The following is a 14,550-nucleotide window of genomic DNA, read 5'->3' as shown; positions in this document are numbered from 1 at the left end:
CGCGCCCCCTGAGCCTGCGTGCGATTGTCAGGACGCGGACGGCGCGGCGACCGGGGCTTCCGGGACGGCGCCGGCCGAGCCGGCGGAGACCGCGGTGACCTCGTGCACGAAGGCCACCAGGCGAGTCAGCACGTTCGGGTCGGTCATCGGCGGAACGCCGTGGCCCAGGTTCAGCACGTGGGACGGTGCCGTGCGCCCACGCTCGAGCACGTCGAGGACATGCGCTTCGAGCACCGGCCACGGTGCCGCGAGGAGCGCCGGATCGACGTTGCCCTGCACCGGGACCAGTCCGCCGAGGCGACGGTTGGCTTCATCGAGCGGCACCCGGTAGTCGACTCCGACGACGTCGGCGCCCACCCCGTGCATCTCCCTGAGCAGCTCGCCCGTGCCCACTCCGAAGTGCACGACGGGCACGTTGCGGCGCACGGATGCGACGCCCTCGGCATCTGTGCCCGCGGCGCCCTCGCCATAGGTGAGGTCGCGCACGTGGGCGATCGCCGCGGTGGAGGCAGGAGCGACGAAGCGCGTGTAGTCGGCCAACGAGAGCGCGCCGGCCCAGGAGTCGAATAGCTGGGCGGCGCTGGCGCCGGCCAGAACCTGCGCGCGCAGGAATCGTCCGGTGACCTCGGCCGTCCACTCCATCAAGGTGGCCCAGGCGTCGGGGTCCGCATGCATGAGCGTGCGGGCGTTGATGTGGTCCTTCGACGGGCCGCCCTCCACGAGATAGGCCGCCAGCGTGAACGGGGCCCCGGCGAATCCGATCAGCGGCGTCGAGCCGAGCTCGGCGACGGTGCGCGCGACCGCCGCGGTGATCGGGGCGAGGTTCCCCTCAAGCACGGCAGGGTCGAGAGCAGTGAGCTCCGCGACATCCTTCGCCGTGCGCACGGCCGTGCCGAGGACGGGGCCGGTGCCTGCGACGATCTCGACGTCGACGCCCACGAGCTTGAGCGGGATGACGATGTCGCTGAAGAGGATGCCGGCGTCGACGTTGTGGCGGCGCACCGGCTGCAGCGTGATTTCGCTCGCCATCTCCGGGTCGAGGCAGGCGTCGAGCATGCGCGTACCGACACGCAGCGAGCGATATTCGGGCAGCGAACGGCCGGCCTGGCGCATGAACCAGACGGGGGTGACGTCTGGCCTGGTGCCCTGGTAGGCGCGGATGAGGCGTGAATCGGCTGTGAGTCCGGTTGCGAGTGGGTGTTGCGCGTCGAGGTTCATTATCTTGATTCTGTCAAACTTCCGACACTCGGGCGATTCGGGCCCTCAGCCACAGGTCGTAGACTCATCGAGTGTTAATCTGCCTGTCCGCCAGCCATAAGAACTCCAGCTTTGACGTGCTGGAGAAATTGTCTGTCGGTGCGAACGACACGGCGGGTGGCATCCTCGAGCGGCACCCGGCCCTGGTCGGTGCCGTTGTCGTTGCCACCTGCAACCGGTTCGAGGCCTACCTCGACCTCGACGAACCGCTCGGCTCCTCCCCACTTTCGGCCGTGCACGCCGCCATCGACGGCGTCAGTGCGAGCACCGGCGTGGCCGTCGACGTTCTGCGGAACACCCTGGACCTGGTGCACGGCAGCGGCGTCGCCGAGCACCTCTTCGCCGTGACGAGCGGCCTCGAATCGGTGGTCGTCGGCGAGGGCGAAATCGCCGGCCAGGTGCGCCGCTCCCTTGAGCAGGCCCGGCTCTCCCGCACCACCAGCCCCGAACTCGAACGCCTCTTCCAGCGTGCGTCGCAGACCTCGCGGGGCGTCAAGAACCGCACCGGCATCGGAGCCGCGGGGCGTTCACTCGTGCGCCTGGCCCTCGAACTGGCCGAAAGCCGCATCACGGACTGGGCCCAGACCCGCGTGCTCCTGGTCGGCACGGGCCGTTACGCGGGGGCTTCCCTCGCCGCGCTGCGGGACCTCGGCGCCGAGGACGTGCGGGTGTACTCCCCCTCGGGCCGCGCTCAGAAGTTCGCCACCTCGCATCAGATCACCGCCGTCGCCGAGTCGGCGTTCGCCATCGAAGCCGCCGAGGCCGACCTGATCCTCACCTGCACGACCGCCGACACCCACGTGATCGACGCGGCCCTGCTCCACTCGGGCCGCGCACTCTCCCTGCAGCTCCCGGCCGCCGAAGCGCGCACACTGCCCTCCTGCCCGATGACGGATGCCCCGACCGAGATCCCGCGCCGGCTCATCATCGACCTGGGTCTGCCGCGCAACGTCGACCCGGACGTCACCGACCTGGCCGGCGTCGAGCTGCTCGACCTCGAGACCATCCGCATCCACGCGCCGCTCGAGGAGCTCAACGCCACCAGCGACGCCCGACTGCTCGTGGGCCGCGCCGCCCGCAAGTTCTCCGCGGTTGCCGAGGAGCAGAGCCTCGCCCCGGCCGTCGTGGCCCTTCGCAGCTACGTCTTCGACCTCCTCGACGGTGAGATCGAACGGGCGCGCAACCGCGGCGACAACAGCGAGCAGACCGAGGCGGCCCTGCGCCACTTGGCCGGCGTGCTTCTGCACACCCCGATGGTGCGATCCCGCGAGCTGGCCCGAGCGGGCGAGCAGGCCGCATTCCTGACCGGACTCGATGCCCTGTTCGGCATCCAGGTTGAGCTGCCCGCCGCCGGGACCGCGGCCACGGTCGCCGATATCGGCCCCGTGGCATCCTGACGGTGGGCGGCCTGGCCCTGCACGGTGCGAGCGTGCACAGCACGGCCGGGATCTGCGGGTGAGAGCCGTCTGGTTCGACGCGTTCGGTGCCGTACCCGAGCTGCGGGAGGTTCCTGACCCGGTGCCGTCCGCGTCCGGGGTCGTCGTGCGAGTGGAGGCCACCGGCCTCTGTCGCAGCGACTGGCACGGCTGGCTCGGGCACGACGCCGGCATCGCCCTGGCGCACGTTCCGGGCCACGAGCTCGTCGGCGTGATCGACGCCGTGGGGCCCGAGGTGCGCCGCTTCGCCGTGGGCCAGCGCGTCACCGTGCCGTTCGTCTGCGCCTGCGGCGACTGCCCGGAGTGCCGGGACGGCAACGGCCAGGTCTGCCGCAACCAGACCCAGCCCGGCTTCACCCACTGGGGCTCCTATGCGGAGCGGGTGGCCCTGCACAACGCCGACGTCAACCTGATCGCGATTCCCGTGGGACTGGATGCCGGCGCCGCCGCACTGCTCGGCTGCCGCTTCGCCACCTCCTATCGCGGACTCGTGCATCAGGCCCGGTTGCAGGCGGGCGAGACCCTCGTCGTGGTCGGCTGCGGCGGCGTCGGTCTCTCCGCGGTCATGATCGGCGCGGCGCTCGGTGCGACCGTGATCGCCGTGGACATCAGTGCCGCGGCCCGTGAGACGGCCGCGCGAGTGGGCGCGACCTTCACGGTGGACTCCGCCGGGCTCTCGAACGATGAGGTGGTGGCGCGGATCCGCTCGGTGACGGGCAGGGGCACGGATGCGGGTGCGGGTGCGCAGGTCAGCGTCGAGGCGCTCGGCCGGGAGAGCACGGTGGGCATCGCCATCCGTTCACTGGCAACCCGGGGACGTCACGTCCAGATCGGATTGCTGGCGGAAGACCCACGGCTTCCGCTCGGCGACGTCATCGCCCGCGAACTGACCGTGATGGGCAGCCACGGGATGCCCGCGGGCGACTATCCGGCCCTGCTGGCCCTGGTCACCTCCGGCCGGCTGCGCCCGCAGGACCTGATCGGCCGCCGCCTCAGCCTGGCCGAGGCGCCCGCCGCCCTCGCCGCCATGAGCGACCCGGCCGCGCCGGGCGGCGTCACCCTGATCGAGCTCGCCCGCCCCTGAACTCGTGCGGCAGCGGTGGCGGCTCGCTAGGAATCCGTCTCCCTCCACCTGTGGGGCCAACTCAGGAAAACCGGTGTGTCCGGTCGCCGCGGTGCCGCCGTTCCGGGACCGCCGAAGCTCGCCCGCGGGACTTCTCCTGAGTTAGCACCCCACCGGTACCGCCAGCGGTATCCCCGGCCCCAGCACCCCACCGGTACCGCCAGCGGTACCCCCGGCCCCAGCCGGCCGGCCCCAGCCGGTAGCGCGCGGCCGGCAGACTCGGCTATGCGCCGCGGAGGCGCTCGGCCAGGTAGGCGTCGAGCTTGTCGAGCGGCACGCGCTCCTGCGCCATGGTGTCGCGGTCACGCACGGTGACGGCCTGGTCCTCGAGCGAGTCGAAGTCGACCGTGACGCAGTACGGGGTGCCGATCTCGTCCTGGCGGCGGTAGCGGCGGCCGATGGCGCCGGCGTCGTCGAAGTCCACGTTCCAGGACTCGCGCAGCCGCGCCGCGAGGGACTTGGCCATCGGCGAGAGCGCCTCGTTGCGGGACAACGGCAGCACGGCGACCTTGATCGGCGCCAGGCGCGGGTCGAGTTTCAGCACGGTGCGCTTGTCGACGCCGCCTTTCGCGTTGGGCACTTCCTCCTCGTGGTACGCGTCTACCAGGAACGCCATCAGAGAGCGGGTCAGTCCGGCCGCCGGCTCGATCACGTAGGGAACCCAGCGCTCATTCTTCGTCTGGTCGAAGTAGGACAGATCCTTGCCGGATGCCCCCGCGTGCGTCCTGAGGTCGAAGTCGGTTCGGTTGGCAACACCCTCGAGCTCGCCGAATTCGCTGCCGCTGAAACCGAAGCGGTACTCGATATCCACGGTGCGCTTGGAATAGTGCGAGAGCTTCTCGGCCGGGTGTTCGAACAGGCGCAGGTTGTCGACGTTGATGCCGAGGCCGGTGTACCACTTCAGGCGCTGGTCGATCCAGTACTGGTGCCACGTCTCATCCGTGCCCGGCTCGACGAAGAATTCCATCTCCATCTGCTCGAACTCGCGGGTACGGAAGATGAAATTTCCCGGGGTGATCTCGTTGCGGAAGCTCTTGCCGATCTGGCCGATGCCGAACGGCGGCTTCATGCGAGCAGCCTGCAGCACGTTGGCGAAGTTCACGAAGATGCCCTGCGCGGTCTCGGGGCGCAGGTAGTGCATGCCGGCCTCGTCGTCGACCGGGCCGAGGTAGGTCTTGAGCAGGCCGGAGAAAGCGCGCGGTTCGGTCCAAATATGACGGTTGCCGCAGTTCGGGCAGGGGATGCCGTCGATGCCGCCCTCGGGCGGGCGGCCCTTCTTCTCCTCGAATTCCTCCTCGAGGTGGTCTGCGCGGAAGCGCTTGTGGCAGCTCGTGCACTCGACCAGCGGGTCGCTGAAGACCTCGACGTGACCGGATGCCTCCCACACCTTGCGGGGAAGGATCACCGAGGAGTCGAGGCCCACCACGTCGTCGCGGCTGGTGACCATGAAGCGCCACCACTGCTTCTTGATGTTCTCCTTGAGCTCCACGCCCAGCGGCCCGTAGTCCCAGGCGGACCGGGACCCACCGTAGATTTCACCGGCCTGGAACACGAACCCGCGGTGGCGGGCAAGGGCGATGACGGAATCGAGGCGGGAGAGGGCGGCCACGGGGCTCCAATGGTCGAGAGGGCGGGGGATCTGGAAAGCACACAGGACAGGCAGAAGCCGCCCGGCGCTCCGTCCATTTTAGGCGTCCGTCCGGAAGGTGCCGCCAAGCTGTTAGCCTTGCTAAGGATTTCCGCAGTCCTTGCGGGTACCTCAAAGGAGAGATCATGGGCACCAAGCCCCGCACGCCACACGATTCAGCCAAGCGGGGTGAGGAGCTGGAGCGGGATCCCCTCCTGTTGCCCGTTGCTCTCGACCAGACCACCCACGACGCCGAGGAAGCCCACTGGACCCCCCTGAAGATCGGGATCTGGGGCGGCATCTCGCTGCTCGGCGGGCTGAGCTGGGTGATGCTCGCCGTCGTTCGCGGCGAGACCGTCAACGCCATCTGGTTCGTCTTCGCCGCCGTCTGCACGTACCTGATCGGTTACCGTTTCTACTCCAACTACATCCAGAAGCACCTGCTGCACCCCGATGACCGGCGCGCGACGCCGGCCGAGTACAAGGCCGATGGCAAAGACTTCGCGGCCACGGACCGCCGGGTTCTCTTCGGTCACCACTTCGCCGCGATCGCCGGCGCCGGACCGCTCGTCGGCCCCGTGCTGGCCGCCCAGATGGGCTACCTGCCCGGCACGATCTGGATCATCGTCGGTGTCGTGCTTGCCGGCGCGGTGCAGGACTACATGGTGCTGTTCTTTTCAATGCGCCGCGGCGGACGCTCCCTGGGTCAGATGGCCCGGGACGAGCTCGGCAAGGTGGGCGGCACGGCCGCCCTCGTCGCGACTCTGGCGATCATGGTCATCATCGTGGCCATCCTCGCCCTCGTCGTCGTCAACGCCCTCGCGGACAGCCCCTGGGGCGTCTTCTCGGTCTCGATGACCATTCCGATCGCCCTGTTCATGGGCGTCTACCTGCGCTTCTTCCGCCCGGGCCAGGTCACCGAGGTCTCGATCATCGGCTTCATCTTGCTGCTGGCCGCCATCATCGGCGGTGGCATGATCGCGGACACCGAGTGGGGCTCGACCTTCTTCGCCATTGAACCGCTGCCCCTCGCGATCGGCATCATCGTCTACGGCTTCGTGGCCGCCATCCTTCCGGTCTGGCTGCTCCTGGCCCCCCGGGACTACCTGTCCACCTTCATGAAAATCGGCACGATCGGGATGCTGGCAATCGCCATCATCATCGTCCGCCCCGAGATCTCGGCCCCGGCCGCCAGCGAGTTCGTGAATGGCGGCGGCCCCGTGGTGAGCGGCTCGCTCTTCCCGTTCCTCTTCGTCACCATCGCCTGCGGCGCCCTGTCCGGCTTTCACGCCCTGATCGCCTCCGGCACGACACCGAAGCTGATCGAGAAGGAACGCCAGACCCGGTTCATCGGTTACGGCGGAATGCTGATGGAATCATTCGTCGCCATCATGGCGCTCGTCGCCGCGCTGTCGATCGACCGCGGCATCTACTTCGCCATGAACTCCTCGCCGGCCCTGACCGGCGGCACCGTTGAGGGTGCTGTCACATTCGTGAACAGCCTCGGCCTGACCGGCGTCAACCTGACCCCCGAGATGCTCACCGAGACCGCGAAGAACGTGGGTGAGGAGACCATCGTGTCCCGCACCGGCGGCGCCCCGACCCTGTCGGTCGGCCTCGCCAACATCATGCACCAGCTTGTGGGCGGCTCGGGGATGATGGCGTTCTGGTACCACTTCGCCATCATGTTCGAGGCGCTGTTCATCCTGACCGCCGTCGATGCCGGAACCCGCGTGGCCCGGTTCATGCTGCAGGACAGCCTCGGCAACTTCTTCCCGAAGTTCAAGAACACCTCCTGGCGCCTGGGCGCCTGGGTCACGACCGGGATCATGGTCGCCGCCTGGGGTGCCGTGCTCGTGATGGGCGTCACCGACCCGCTCGGTGGCATCAACACCCTGTTCCCGCTGTTCGGAATCGCGAACCAGTTGCTGGCGGCCATCGCCCTGGCCGTCTGCCTGGCGATCGTGGCCAAGCGAGGGCTGTTCACGTACCTCTGGGTTGTGGCGCTGCCGCTGACCTTCGCCGCCGTCGTGACCATCTACGCGTCGTTCCTGAAGATCTTCTCGACCGTTCCCGCCGTGGGCTACTTCGCCCAGAATCGAGCGTTCTCCAACGCTCTGGATGAGGGACTCACCAGCTTCGGCACGGCGAAGACCGTCGAGGCGATGGAGGCGGTCGTGCGCAACACGATGGTGCAGGGCGTCCTTTCGATCCTGTTCGTCGTGCTGGCCATCATCGTGATGGTCACCGCCGTGCAAGCCACCTGGAAGTCCTACAAGACCCGCAGCTTCGGCACCAACGAGGATGACGCGGTGGCGTCGCAGATGTTCGCCCCGTCCGGCTTCGTGGCCACTCCGGAAGAGAAGAAGCTGGCCGCACGCTGGGACACCCAGATCGCCCAGGCCAAGCTGGACAAGGCAGGGAGGACGACCCGCCGATGAATCTGCTCGCTAGTGTTCGCCACGGCGCGAAGAGCTTCGCCTGGTTCATGAGGGGGGTCATGGGTGAAGACGCCTACGACAAGTACAAGGCCCACCATGAGGCCCATGACGAATCGATTCATGACCCGGATGCCGCCGCCTGCTCCGGACCAGTGATGATGACGGAACGCGAATTCTGGCGCGACCAGACTGACCGCCAGGACATCAACCCCCAGGGTCGGTGCTGCTGAGCGGGTGCGCCACCACCACCCAGGGCTGCCCCCGCGAAGGATTCCTTCGCGGGGGCAGCCCTGTTTTCCTGTTTTCACCGGCGACGCCGGTCAGTGCACGTATTCCAGCAGGTCGAGGCCGACCGCGCGCATCCCGTCGAGCACCGCGAGCCGGGACGAGAGGCGGGTGTCCGCGAAGGACATCGAGACCATGTAGGTCACCCCGGCGCGCGGGCCGCGCAGAATGCCGATCTCACTGCGCACGCCGGCATCCGTTCCGATCTTGTTGACCAGCAGGAGGCCGTGATCTCCGGACCGATGCGCGAGCGGGTCGAGCCCGAACGCGCTGGCGACCATGGACAGGTCGGCGCCGAGCGACAGCCAGCCGAGCACGCGCTCACTCGCCTCCGCATCGACGACCTCCCCCCGGGCCAGCGCCGTGAACAGCCAGGTGAGCTCCTTGGCGCTGCCGACCGAGAGCTGAGGCGCGTCATCGGGACCGCGCCGGTCGCGCACAAGGTCGAGCAGGGCGGTGCGGCTGAGTCCGAGCTGCTCGGCGCGGGACCGCACCGCGTCCAGGCCGACTGCGCGGAGCAGCACATTGGTGGCCAGGTTGTCGTTGATGGCACCGATCAGCGCAGCGAGGTCGGCGATAGGCAGCGAGGGAGCCTGCAGGTGCTGCCAGAGGCCGGATCCGGCGACCGAATCGGACACGGTGCGATCGAGGATCGTGTACGCGCCGAAGTCGGCGTCGCGGAGCCGGGCGGCGACCTCGATCAGCAGAAGCACCGTGCCGATGCCGGCGGTGGGCATGACCACGTGGTCGTCCACGGAGAACAGCACCCGGCCGGTGACCAAATCGGTGGCGCGGGCCGACACCTGCACCCCGTCGACCGCGAGGTCACCGAGCGCCTGGAACCCGCGGCCGAAGTTCGCCGTGGCGTCCACGCCGCCGTGCCTGCCGCGGCGCGCCGAGGAGTGGCGAGACCGGCGCTCTGAGTCCTGGGATGGCATGGCCACAGTGGGCAGGTCCTTACGTAGATTCGGGCTGCTCGACCCCGGTGACACGGGCTTACGGTCGCGCTGAGGTCACCAGATCGTAACGCGCTTTTCCGGGTCCAGCCAGAGAGCGTCGTCCGGGGTGACGCCGAACGCCGTATAGAACTCGTCGATGTTGCGCACGATCTGGTTGCAGCGGAATTCGTTGGGCGAGTGCGGGTCGATCGAGAGCAGGCGGACGGCCTCCTCGTCACGCATCTTGAGCTGCCAGGCCTGTGCCCAGGAGAGGAAGAAGCGCTGGGTGCCGGTGAGTCCGTCGATCACGGGCGGCGCCTGGCCGTCCAGCGAGATCAGGTAGGCCTTCCAAGCGATGGAGAGCCCGCCGAGGTCGCCGATATTCTCGCCGATGGTGAGTGCGCCGTTCACGTGGTGGTCGGGAACCTGATGCGGGGCGAGCGCGTTGAACTGCTCGATCAGGGAGCCGGTGCGCTCTTCGAAGGCCGTGCGGTCATCTTCGGTCCACCAATCGGTGAGTAGCCCGGTGCCGTCGTATTTCGAGCCCTGGTCGTCGAAGCCGTGGCCGATCTCGTGCCCGATGACGGCGCCGATCGCGCCGTAGTTGGCGGCGGAATCGCGGGCATCGTCGAAGAACGGCGGCTGCAGGATGGCGGCCGGGAAGACGATCTCGTTGAAGCCCGGGTTGTAGTACGCGTTGATCGTCTGCGGGGTCATGAACCACTCGTCGCGGTCGAGCGGGTTGCCGATCTTGCCCAATTCCCGCTGAAACTCGAACTCGCTCGTGGCGCGCACGTTCTTGATCAGGTCGGCCGGGTCGACCGAAAGGGTCGAGTAGTCCCGCCACTTGACCGGGTAGCCGATCTTGGGGGTGAACTTCTCGAGCTTGTCGAGCGCACGGGCGCGCGTCTCCGCGGTCATCCAGTCGAGTTCGGTGATGCTCCGGCGGTAGGCCTCGACCAGGTTGGCCACGAGTATGTCCATGCTCGCCTTCGCGCTGGGCTTGAAGTGCCGCTCGACGTAGATGCGCCCGACGGCCTCGCCGAGCGCCCCCTCGACGAGCGAGACGCCACGCTTCCAGCGCTCGCGCAACTGGGGAGTGCCGGTCAGGGTGCGACCGTAGAAGTCAAAGCTGGACTCGACGAAATCGCTCGACAGGAACGCGGCGCTGGAACGGATGATCTGCCACCGTAGCCAGTCCTTCCAACCCTCGAGCTGGTCCTCGGTGAGCATCTCCGCCAGACCGGTCACGAAGCTGGGCTGGCGCACGACAACCTCGTCGAGAGCACCGGCCGGGCCGTCGAGCCCGTCAAGCCAAAGGTGCAGGTCGGCGCCGGCGGCCAGCGCGGTGACCTGACCCCAGGTCTTGAGGTTGTAGGTCTTCTCGCTGTCGCGCGAGCGCACCTTGTCCCAGTGGTGGGTGGCGAGCTCGGTTTCGAGAAGGAACACGCGCTCGGCGCGACCGGCGGCATCCGGGGTGCCGACGAGGCCGAACATCCGGGTCAGGAACGCCTGGTAGGCCTCCCGGATCGCGGCGAACTTCTCGTCGCGGTAGTAGGACTCGTCGGGGAGGCCGAGCCCGCCCTGCTCGACGAAGACGAGGTAGCGCTCGGGGTCCCCCGGATCGTTGTCGACGAAGAGACCGAAGGCGCCGGACACACCCGCGCGCTCGAGGCGGCCGAGGGTGCCGAGCAGCTCGGGGACGGAGGTGACGGCGTCGACGATGGCGAGATCGGCCGCGAGCGGGGTCGCTCCGAGCTCTTCGACGCGGTCCTCGTCCAGGAAGCTGGCATAGAGGTCACCGAATTTGCGCTCCTCGGTGCCGGGGGCGGCGGTCTGGGCTTCGAGGATGATTTCCCGGACGGCCTTCTCCGATTCCTCGGCGAGCAGGTAGAACGAGCCCCAGCGGGCCTTGTCGGCCGGGATCTCACTGCGGGCGATCCACTTGCCGTTCACATGGCGGAAGAGGTCGTCCTGCGGACGCACCTCGAGGTCAAGTTCGTCGCGGTCGATTCCGGATGCGGTCCCCTGGTCAGTCATACCTCCACCCTATTCGCTGTGACAGTGGCCGAGCTGGTAGAGACCCGTCGGGTGTGCACACGGATGGCGGTGGACCTCCCGGCCCGCTGGTCGAGCCCGCCGAGACCCGGAGCTACAGCCCCACCGCCTTGCTCGGCAGTGCGATCAGTGTCTGCTCCGGATCGTTCTCCACCGGTGGCCTGAGCCAGTATTGCGTTCTCGTGCGGGTGATCTTCCAGTGCTGGTTGTGCAGCAGTAGATGGTGCGGGTGGCAGAGCAGTACTCCGTCGGCGAGGTTGGTGTCTCCGCTGTCTGTGAGCCATTCGTTGATGTGGTGGGCTTCGCTCCAGGCCGGTGATCGGTCGCAGTCGACCCACCGGCATCCACCGTCGCGCACTCCCATCGCGGCGCGCTGTGCCTCGGTGAAGAGTCGTTCGTCACGGCCGACGTCGATGATTTGGCCGATGTCGTCGAATTTGATGCCGCGGGTGCCGGTGTCGCAGAGCAACCGGTCGATGGTTTCCTGCGAGATCGGGACCGGGTTGCCCTCGATCTGCCCGTGAGCGGCGGGTTCGGCGGCACCCGGCTCGCCGGGTTCGGCTGTGAGAGCTTTCTCGGTCACGATCACGCGCACCGCCGGGCGGCGTCCGCCGAAGACCCGGCCGGGGTCGGCTTCGCCGGCGATCTTCAGCAGCTGCACGAGGGAGTCCGCGTTGATCTGCTCGGTGCTGCGCGGGTCGTCTGCATTTTCTGGGCCCAGGCGGCGCGTTCCGGGTCGACGAAGCGCACTCCGCCGCGGCGGGGTCCGGTGATGGAGTCGAAGGTGGAGAGCACGAACTCGCCGTCTTCGGGGGCGAAGAGCCCGTCGGCAGAGCCTCATAGTCGGCGCTCGAGGAGCCCGGCAGGGCGACGGCATCGGCCGCCTACCTGAGGTCATCCGCGAGGTTCGTCAAACTACGAGGATACCTGATGTAGTACAGGTAGTTGAGAGTCTGTCACTTATTATGGACACTGTATAGCACTAGTTTCGAAGTCTTGTCTGGCAGCGCGGAGATTGGCTCGCCGGGTCTCGACAGGCTCGACCACCGGAAGCGGACACCGGGTGCGGAGGGGCTGAACTAGAGTTTTGGGATCACCATCACCGTGCTCCGCCCGCAGCCCATCGACCGCGAGATCCTGCGCCTCGCCATCCCCGCCGTCGGCGCGCTCATCGCCGAACCGCTCTTCCTGCTCGCCGACTCCGCCATGGTCGGGCACCTCGGCGCCGTTCCGCTGGCCGGACTCGGCCTGGCCGGCGCCGTGCTGCAAACGATCATCGGCCTGATGGTCTTCCTGGCCTACAGCACCACGCCCGCGGTGGCCCGCTGGCTGGGGGCCGGCGACCGCCGCCGTGCGGTCGCCGTCGGCATCGACGGACTCTGGCTGGCCCTCGGCCTCGGTGTGCTGCTCGCGATTGCGGGCTGGTTCGCCACCCCCCTGCTCGTCGGCGCGTTCGGCGCCGAGCCCGCCGTCACCGCCGCGGCCGTCAGCTACTTGGGCCCATCGATGTTCGGACTGCCTGCCATGCTGCTCGTCTTCGCGGCGACCGGGCTGCTCCGCGGGCTGCAGGACACCCGCACCCCGCTGTGGGTGGCCGGGATCGGGTTCTCGGTCAACATTCTGCTGAATGCGGTGTTCATCTACGGCCTGGGACTCGGCATCGTCGGATCCGCCCTCGGCACGGTCGTGGCACAGTGGGCGATGGTCGCGGTCTACCTTGCCGTCGTCGGCCGCCACGCCCGCCGCGAGAGTGCGCCGCTGCGCCCGCATCGGGTCGGGATGTTGCGGGGCGCGGCATCCGGCGGCTGGCTGTTCCTGCGCACGGTGAGCCTGCGTGCGGCCATGTTGCTCGCGGTTTTCGTGGCCACGAGCCTTGGTTCTCCCGAGCTCGCCGCCTTCCAGATCGCGATGACCCTGTTCGCCACGCTCGCGTTCGCCCTTGACGCCCTGGCGATTGCGGCACAGGCGCTGGTGGGCCGGGGCCTCGGCGCCGGAAACTTGGCCGAGGTGCGCGCGGTGCTCAGGCGCTGCCTCGAATGGGGCGTGCTCAGCGGGTCCGCGCTCGGGCTGCTGGTGATCGCCGCGAGCGGCGTGCTCGGCCGACTGTTCACGAACGCGACCGAGGTCAGCGACCTGCTGCCGGCGGCCCTGATCGTGCTCGGGCTATCCGTTCCGCTCGGCGGGGTGGTCTTTGTGCTCGACGGAGTGCTGATCGGTGCCGGCGACGCGCGCTACCTGGCCCTGACCGGATTGGTGAACCTGGCCGCGTTCGTGCCGCTGGCAGTCGCGGTGCTGCTGCTGGCGCCGTCGGGACCAGCGGGACTGGCCTGGCTGATGGCGGCGTTCGCGTTCGGCTACCTCGGCGCACGCGGGGTGACGCTCGGGCTGCGCGCCCGGGCGGCGAAGTGGATGGTCGTCGGCGCCCGCTGACACCGGGGCAGCCCCAGCGCTGACGGCCGCGGCGCAGCTCGGAAAGCGGGCGCAGGTTCTCCCGTGCGCCAGCCTCCGCGGCCGGCGCCGGAAGGCTAGGCACGGCGGCGGCGACTCTAGCTGAAGGAGTCGCCGCAGGCGCAGCTGCTGCCGGCGTTCGGGTTGTCGATCGTGAAGCCCTGCTTCGCGATGGTGTCCTCGAAGTCGATCGAGGCACCCTCGAGGTACGGCACACTCATCTTGTCGAGCACGACCCCGACGCCGTCGAAGTCCACGATGACGTCGCCCTCGAGAATGCGCTCGTCGAAGTAGAGCTGGTAGATCAGGCCGGAGCAGCCTCCGGGCTGCACGGCTACGCGCAGGTTCAGGTCTTCGCGACCCTCTTGGCTGAGCAGGCTGCGCACCTTCAGCGCGGCGGCGTCGGTCAGGCCGACGCCGTGGGCCGGTGCGATGGGGGCAATGGTGTCGGTCATGAGACTCCTCGGACTTCACGCTGCATGGACGCGTCGGGACCGCTCCGCTTGAGCGTTTCGCCTGCGCGAGTATCCAGACACTCTAAGCTCCCGCGGCCGTTCTGCGAACCTCGGAGGCTGCCGCCGGCATCCGCTGCGTGCCCGCGCCTCCCCGACGACCCCTCGACGACCTGCCGGTGACCCGCCAAAGCGAGCCGAAGTGTAGCCAGATGAAACCCTGAAGCCTAGGGTGAAGTGTTCCTGTTTTTTTTATGCGCGTGGTCCAGATGACCGCGACGCAGCACGGCGTGGCCCTGATTGTCTTTGATCTCTCAGCGGTGCGCACCTGAGCCGTCCTCACAACTCGTTCTCAGCCGGTCTCCTCACGGAGTCCGGCTCGGGATGACCGGACTAATATCCGGGTTGCCGGGGTGGCAGAAGAGGTAAATATGTCTGACGTCCTTCTTGACCGCCCCGAACTTGCGGGGCTCGGTGTCTACGAA

11 protein-coding genes are annotated in these 14,550 nt (G+C 68.3%); 5 read left to right on the top strand and 6 right to left on the bottom strand.

The annotated features are described in order from the left end of the window. Positions 1-27: 27 nt before the first annotated feature. A complete protein-coding gene (gene hemE, locus E3T40_RS08310; protein WP_104169344.1) occupies positions 28-1,218 on the bottom strand; it encodes a uroporphyrinogen decarboxylase in 1,191 nt (396 codons plus the stop codon). A 71-nt stretch (positions 1,219-1,289) separates the two neighbouring features. Between hemE and E3T40_RS08305 the strand changes: the two genes are divergently transcribed. Continuing rightward, positions 1,290-2,654, top strand: coding sequence for a glutamyl-tRNA reductase (locus E3T40_RS08305; protein WP_104099943.1), 1,365 nt, complete (start codon positions 1,290-1,292; stop codon positions 2,652-2,654). A gap of 58 nt (positions 2,655-2,712) precedes the next feature. Then, positions 2,713-3,777, top strand: coding sequence for an alcohol dehydrogenase catalytic domain-containing protein (locus tag E3T40_RS08300; protein WP_104169343.1), 1,065 nt, complete (start codon positions 2,713-2,715; stop codon positions 3,775-3,777). Between the two features lie 262 nt (positions 3,778-4,039). On the opposite strand, the gene E3T40_RS08295 is transcribed toward E3T40_RS08300, so the two are convergent. Then, the gene (locus E3T40_RS08295; protein WP_104169342.1) at positions 4,040-5,425 is read right to left on the bottom strand and encodes a glycine--tRNA ligase; all 1,386 of its coding nucleotides are present in this window, start codon (positions 5,423-5,425) and stop codon (positions 4,040-4,042) included. A 164-nt stretch (positions 5,426-5,589) separates the two neighbouring features. Here E3T40_RS08295 and E3T40_RS08290 point away from each other — a divergent pair, with 164 nt between their 5' ends. Next, positions 5,590-7,884 (top strand): carbon starvation CstA family protein, encoded by a 2,295-nt coding sequence (locus E3T40_RS08290; RefSeq protein WP_104169341.1) that lies wholly within the window; start codon positions 5,590-5,592, stop codon positions 7,882-7,884. After that, positions 7,881-8,114: a YbdD/YjiX family protein gene (locus E3T40_RS08285; RefSeq protein ID WP_104099947.1), complete on the top strand. Its 234-nt coding sequence runs from the start codon at positions 7,881-7,883 to the stop codon at positions 8,112-8,114. The genes E3T40_RS08290 and E3T40_RS08285 overlap by 4 nt, the downstream gene beginning before the upstream one ends. 90 nt (positions 8,115-8,204) lie before the next feature. Here the strand turns inward: E3T40_RS08285 and E3T40_RS08280 are convergent, their stop codons facing one another. The 3 genes from E3T40_RS08280 to E3T40_RS08270 all read right to left on the bottom strand — a co-directional run bounded on the left by E3T40_RS08280 (position 8,205) and on the right by E3T40_RS08270 (position 12,006). After that, complete coding sequence (locus E3T40_RS08280) at positions 8,205-9,107, bottom strand: serine hydrolase (protein ID WP_166786606.1); 903 nt, start codon at positions 9,105-9,107, stop codon at positions 8,205-8,207. Between the two features lie 75 nt (positions 9,108-9,182). Further along, positions 9,183-11,147, bottom strand: a complete 1,965-nt coding sequence (locus E3T40_RS08275) for a M13 family metallopeptidase (RefSeq protein ID WP_104194352.1) — start codon at positions 11,145-11,147, stop codon at positions 9,183-9,185. Between the two features lie 112 nt (positions 11,148-11,259). Continuing rightward, complete coding sequence (locus E3T40_RS08270) at positions 11,260-12,006, bottom strand: DUF222 domain-containing protein (protein WP_166786605.1); 747 nt, start codon at positions 12,004-12,006, stop codon at positions 11,260-11,262. 257 nt (positions 12,007-12,263) lie between these two features. On the opposite strand from E3T40_RS08270, the gene E3T40_RS08265 reads away from it, so the two are divergent. Then, on the top strand, positions 12,264-13,595 hold the full coding sequence (locus tag E3T40_RS08265; RefSeq protein WP_233191240.1) for an MATE family efflux transporter: 1,332 nt from the start codon (positions 12,264-12,266) through the stop codon (positions 13,593-13,595). Positions 13,596-13,711: 116 nt separating this feature from the next. On the opposite strand, the gene erpA is transcribed toward E3T40_RS08265, so the two are convergent. Beyond that, positions 13,712-14,068: an iron-sulfur cluster insertion protein ErpA gene (gene erpA, locus E3T40_RS08260; protein WP_104169336.1), complete on the bottom strand. Its 357-nt coding sequence runs from the start codon at positions 14,066-14,068 to the stop codon at positions 13,712-13,714. Between the last annotated feature and the right edge of the window lie 482 nt (positions 14,069-14,550).

It is taken from the genome of Cryobacterium sp. TMT1-19, assembly GCF_004403055.1.
In the GTDB taxonomy this organism is placed as follows: domain Bacteria; phylum Actinomycetota; class Actinomycetes; order Actinomycetales; family Microbacteriaceae; genus Cryobacterium; species Cryobacterium sandaracinum.
This window is presented reverse-complemented; position numbering and strand designations above follow the sequence as displayed.

Excerpts from the sequence above, each read along its gene's own strand:
- erpA (WP_104169336.1), bottom strand. The coding sequence starts at position 14,068 with ATGACCGACACCATTGCCCCCATCGCACCGGCCCACGGCGTCGGCCTG.
- E3T40_RS08280 (WP_166786606.1), bottom strand. The coding sequence starts at position 9,107 with ATGCCATCCCAGGACTCAGAGCGCCGGTCTCGCCACTCCTCGGCGCGC.
- E3T40_RS08285 (WP_104099947.1), top strand. The coding sequence starts at position 7,881 with ATGAATCTGCTCGCTAGTGTTCGCCACGGCGCGAAGAGCTTCGCCTGG.
- E3T40_RS08275 (WP_104194352.1), bottom strand. The coding sequence starts at position 11,147 with ATGACTGACCAGGGGACCGCATCCGGAATCGACCGCGACGAACTTGAC.
- E3T40_RS08270 (WP_166786605.1), bottom strand. The coding sequence starts at position 12,006 with ATGAGGCTCTGCCGACGGGCTCTTCGCCCCCGAAGACGGCGAGTTCGT.
- E3T40_RS08290 (WP_104169341.1), top strand. The coding sequence starts at position 5,590 with ATGGGCACCAAGCCCCGCACGCCACACGATTCAGCCAAGCGGGGTGAG.
- hemE (WP_104169344.1), bottom strand. The coding sequence starts at position 1,218 with ATGAACCTCGACGCGCAACACCCACTCGCAACCGGACTCACAGCCGAT.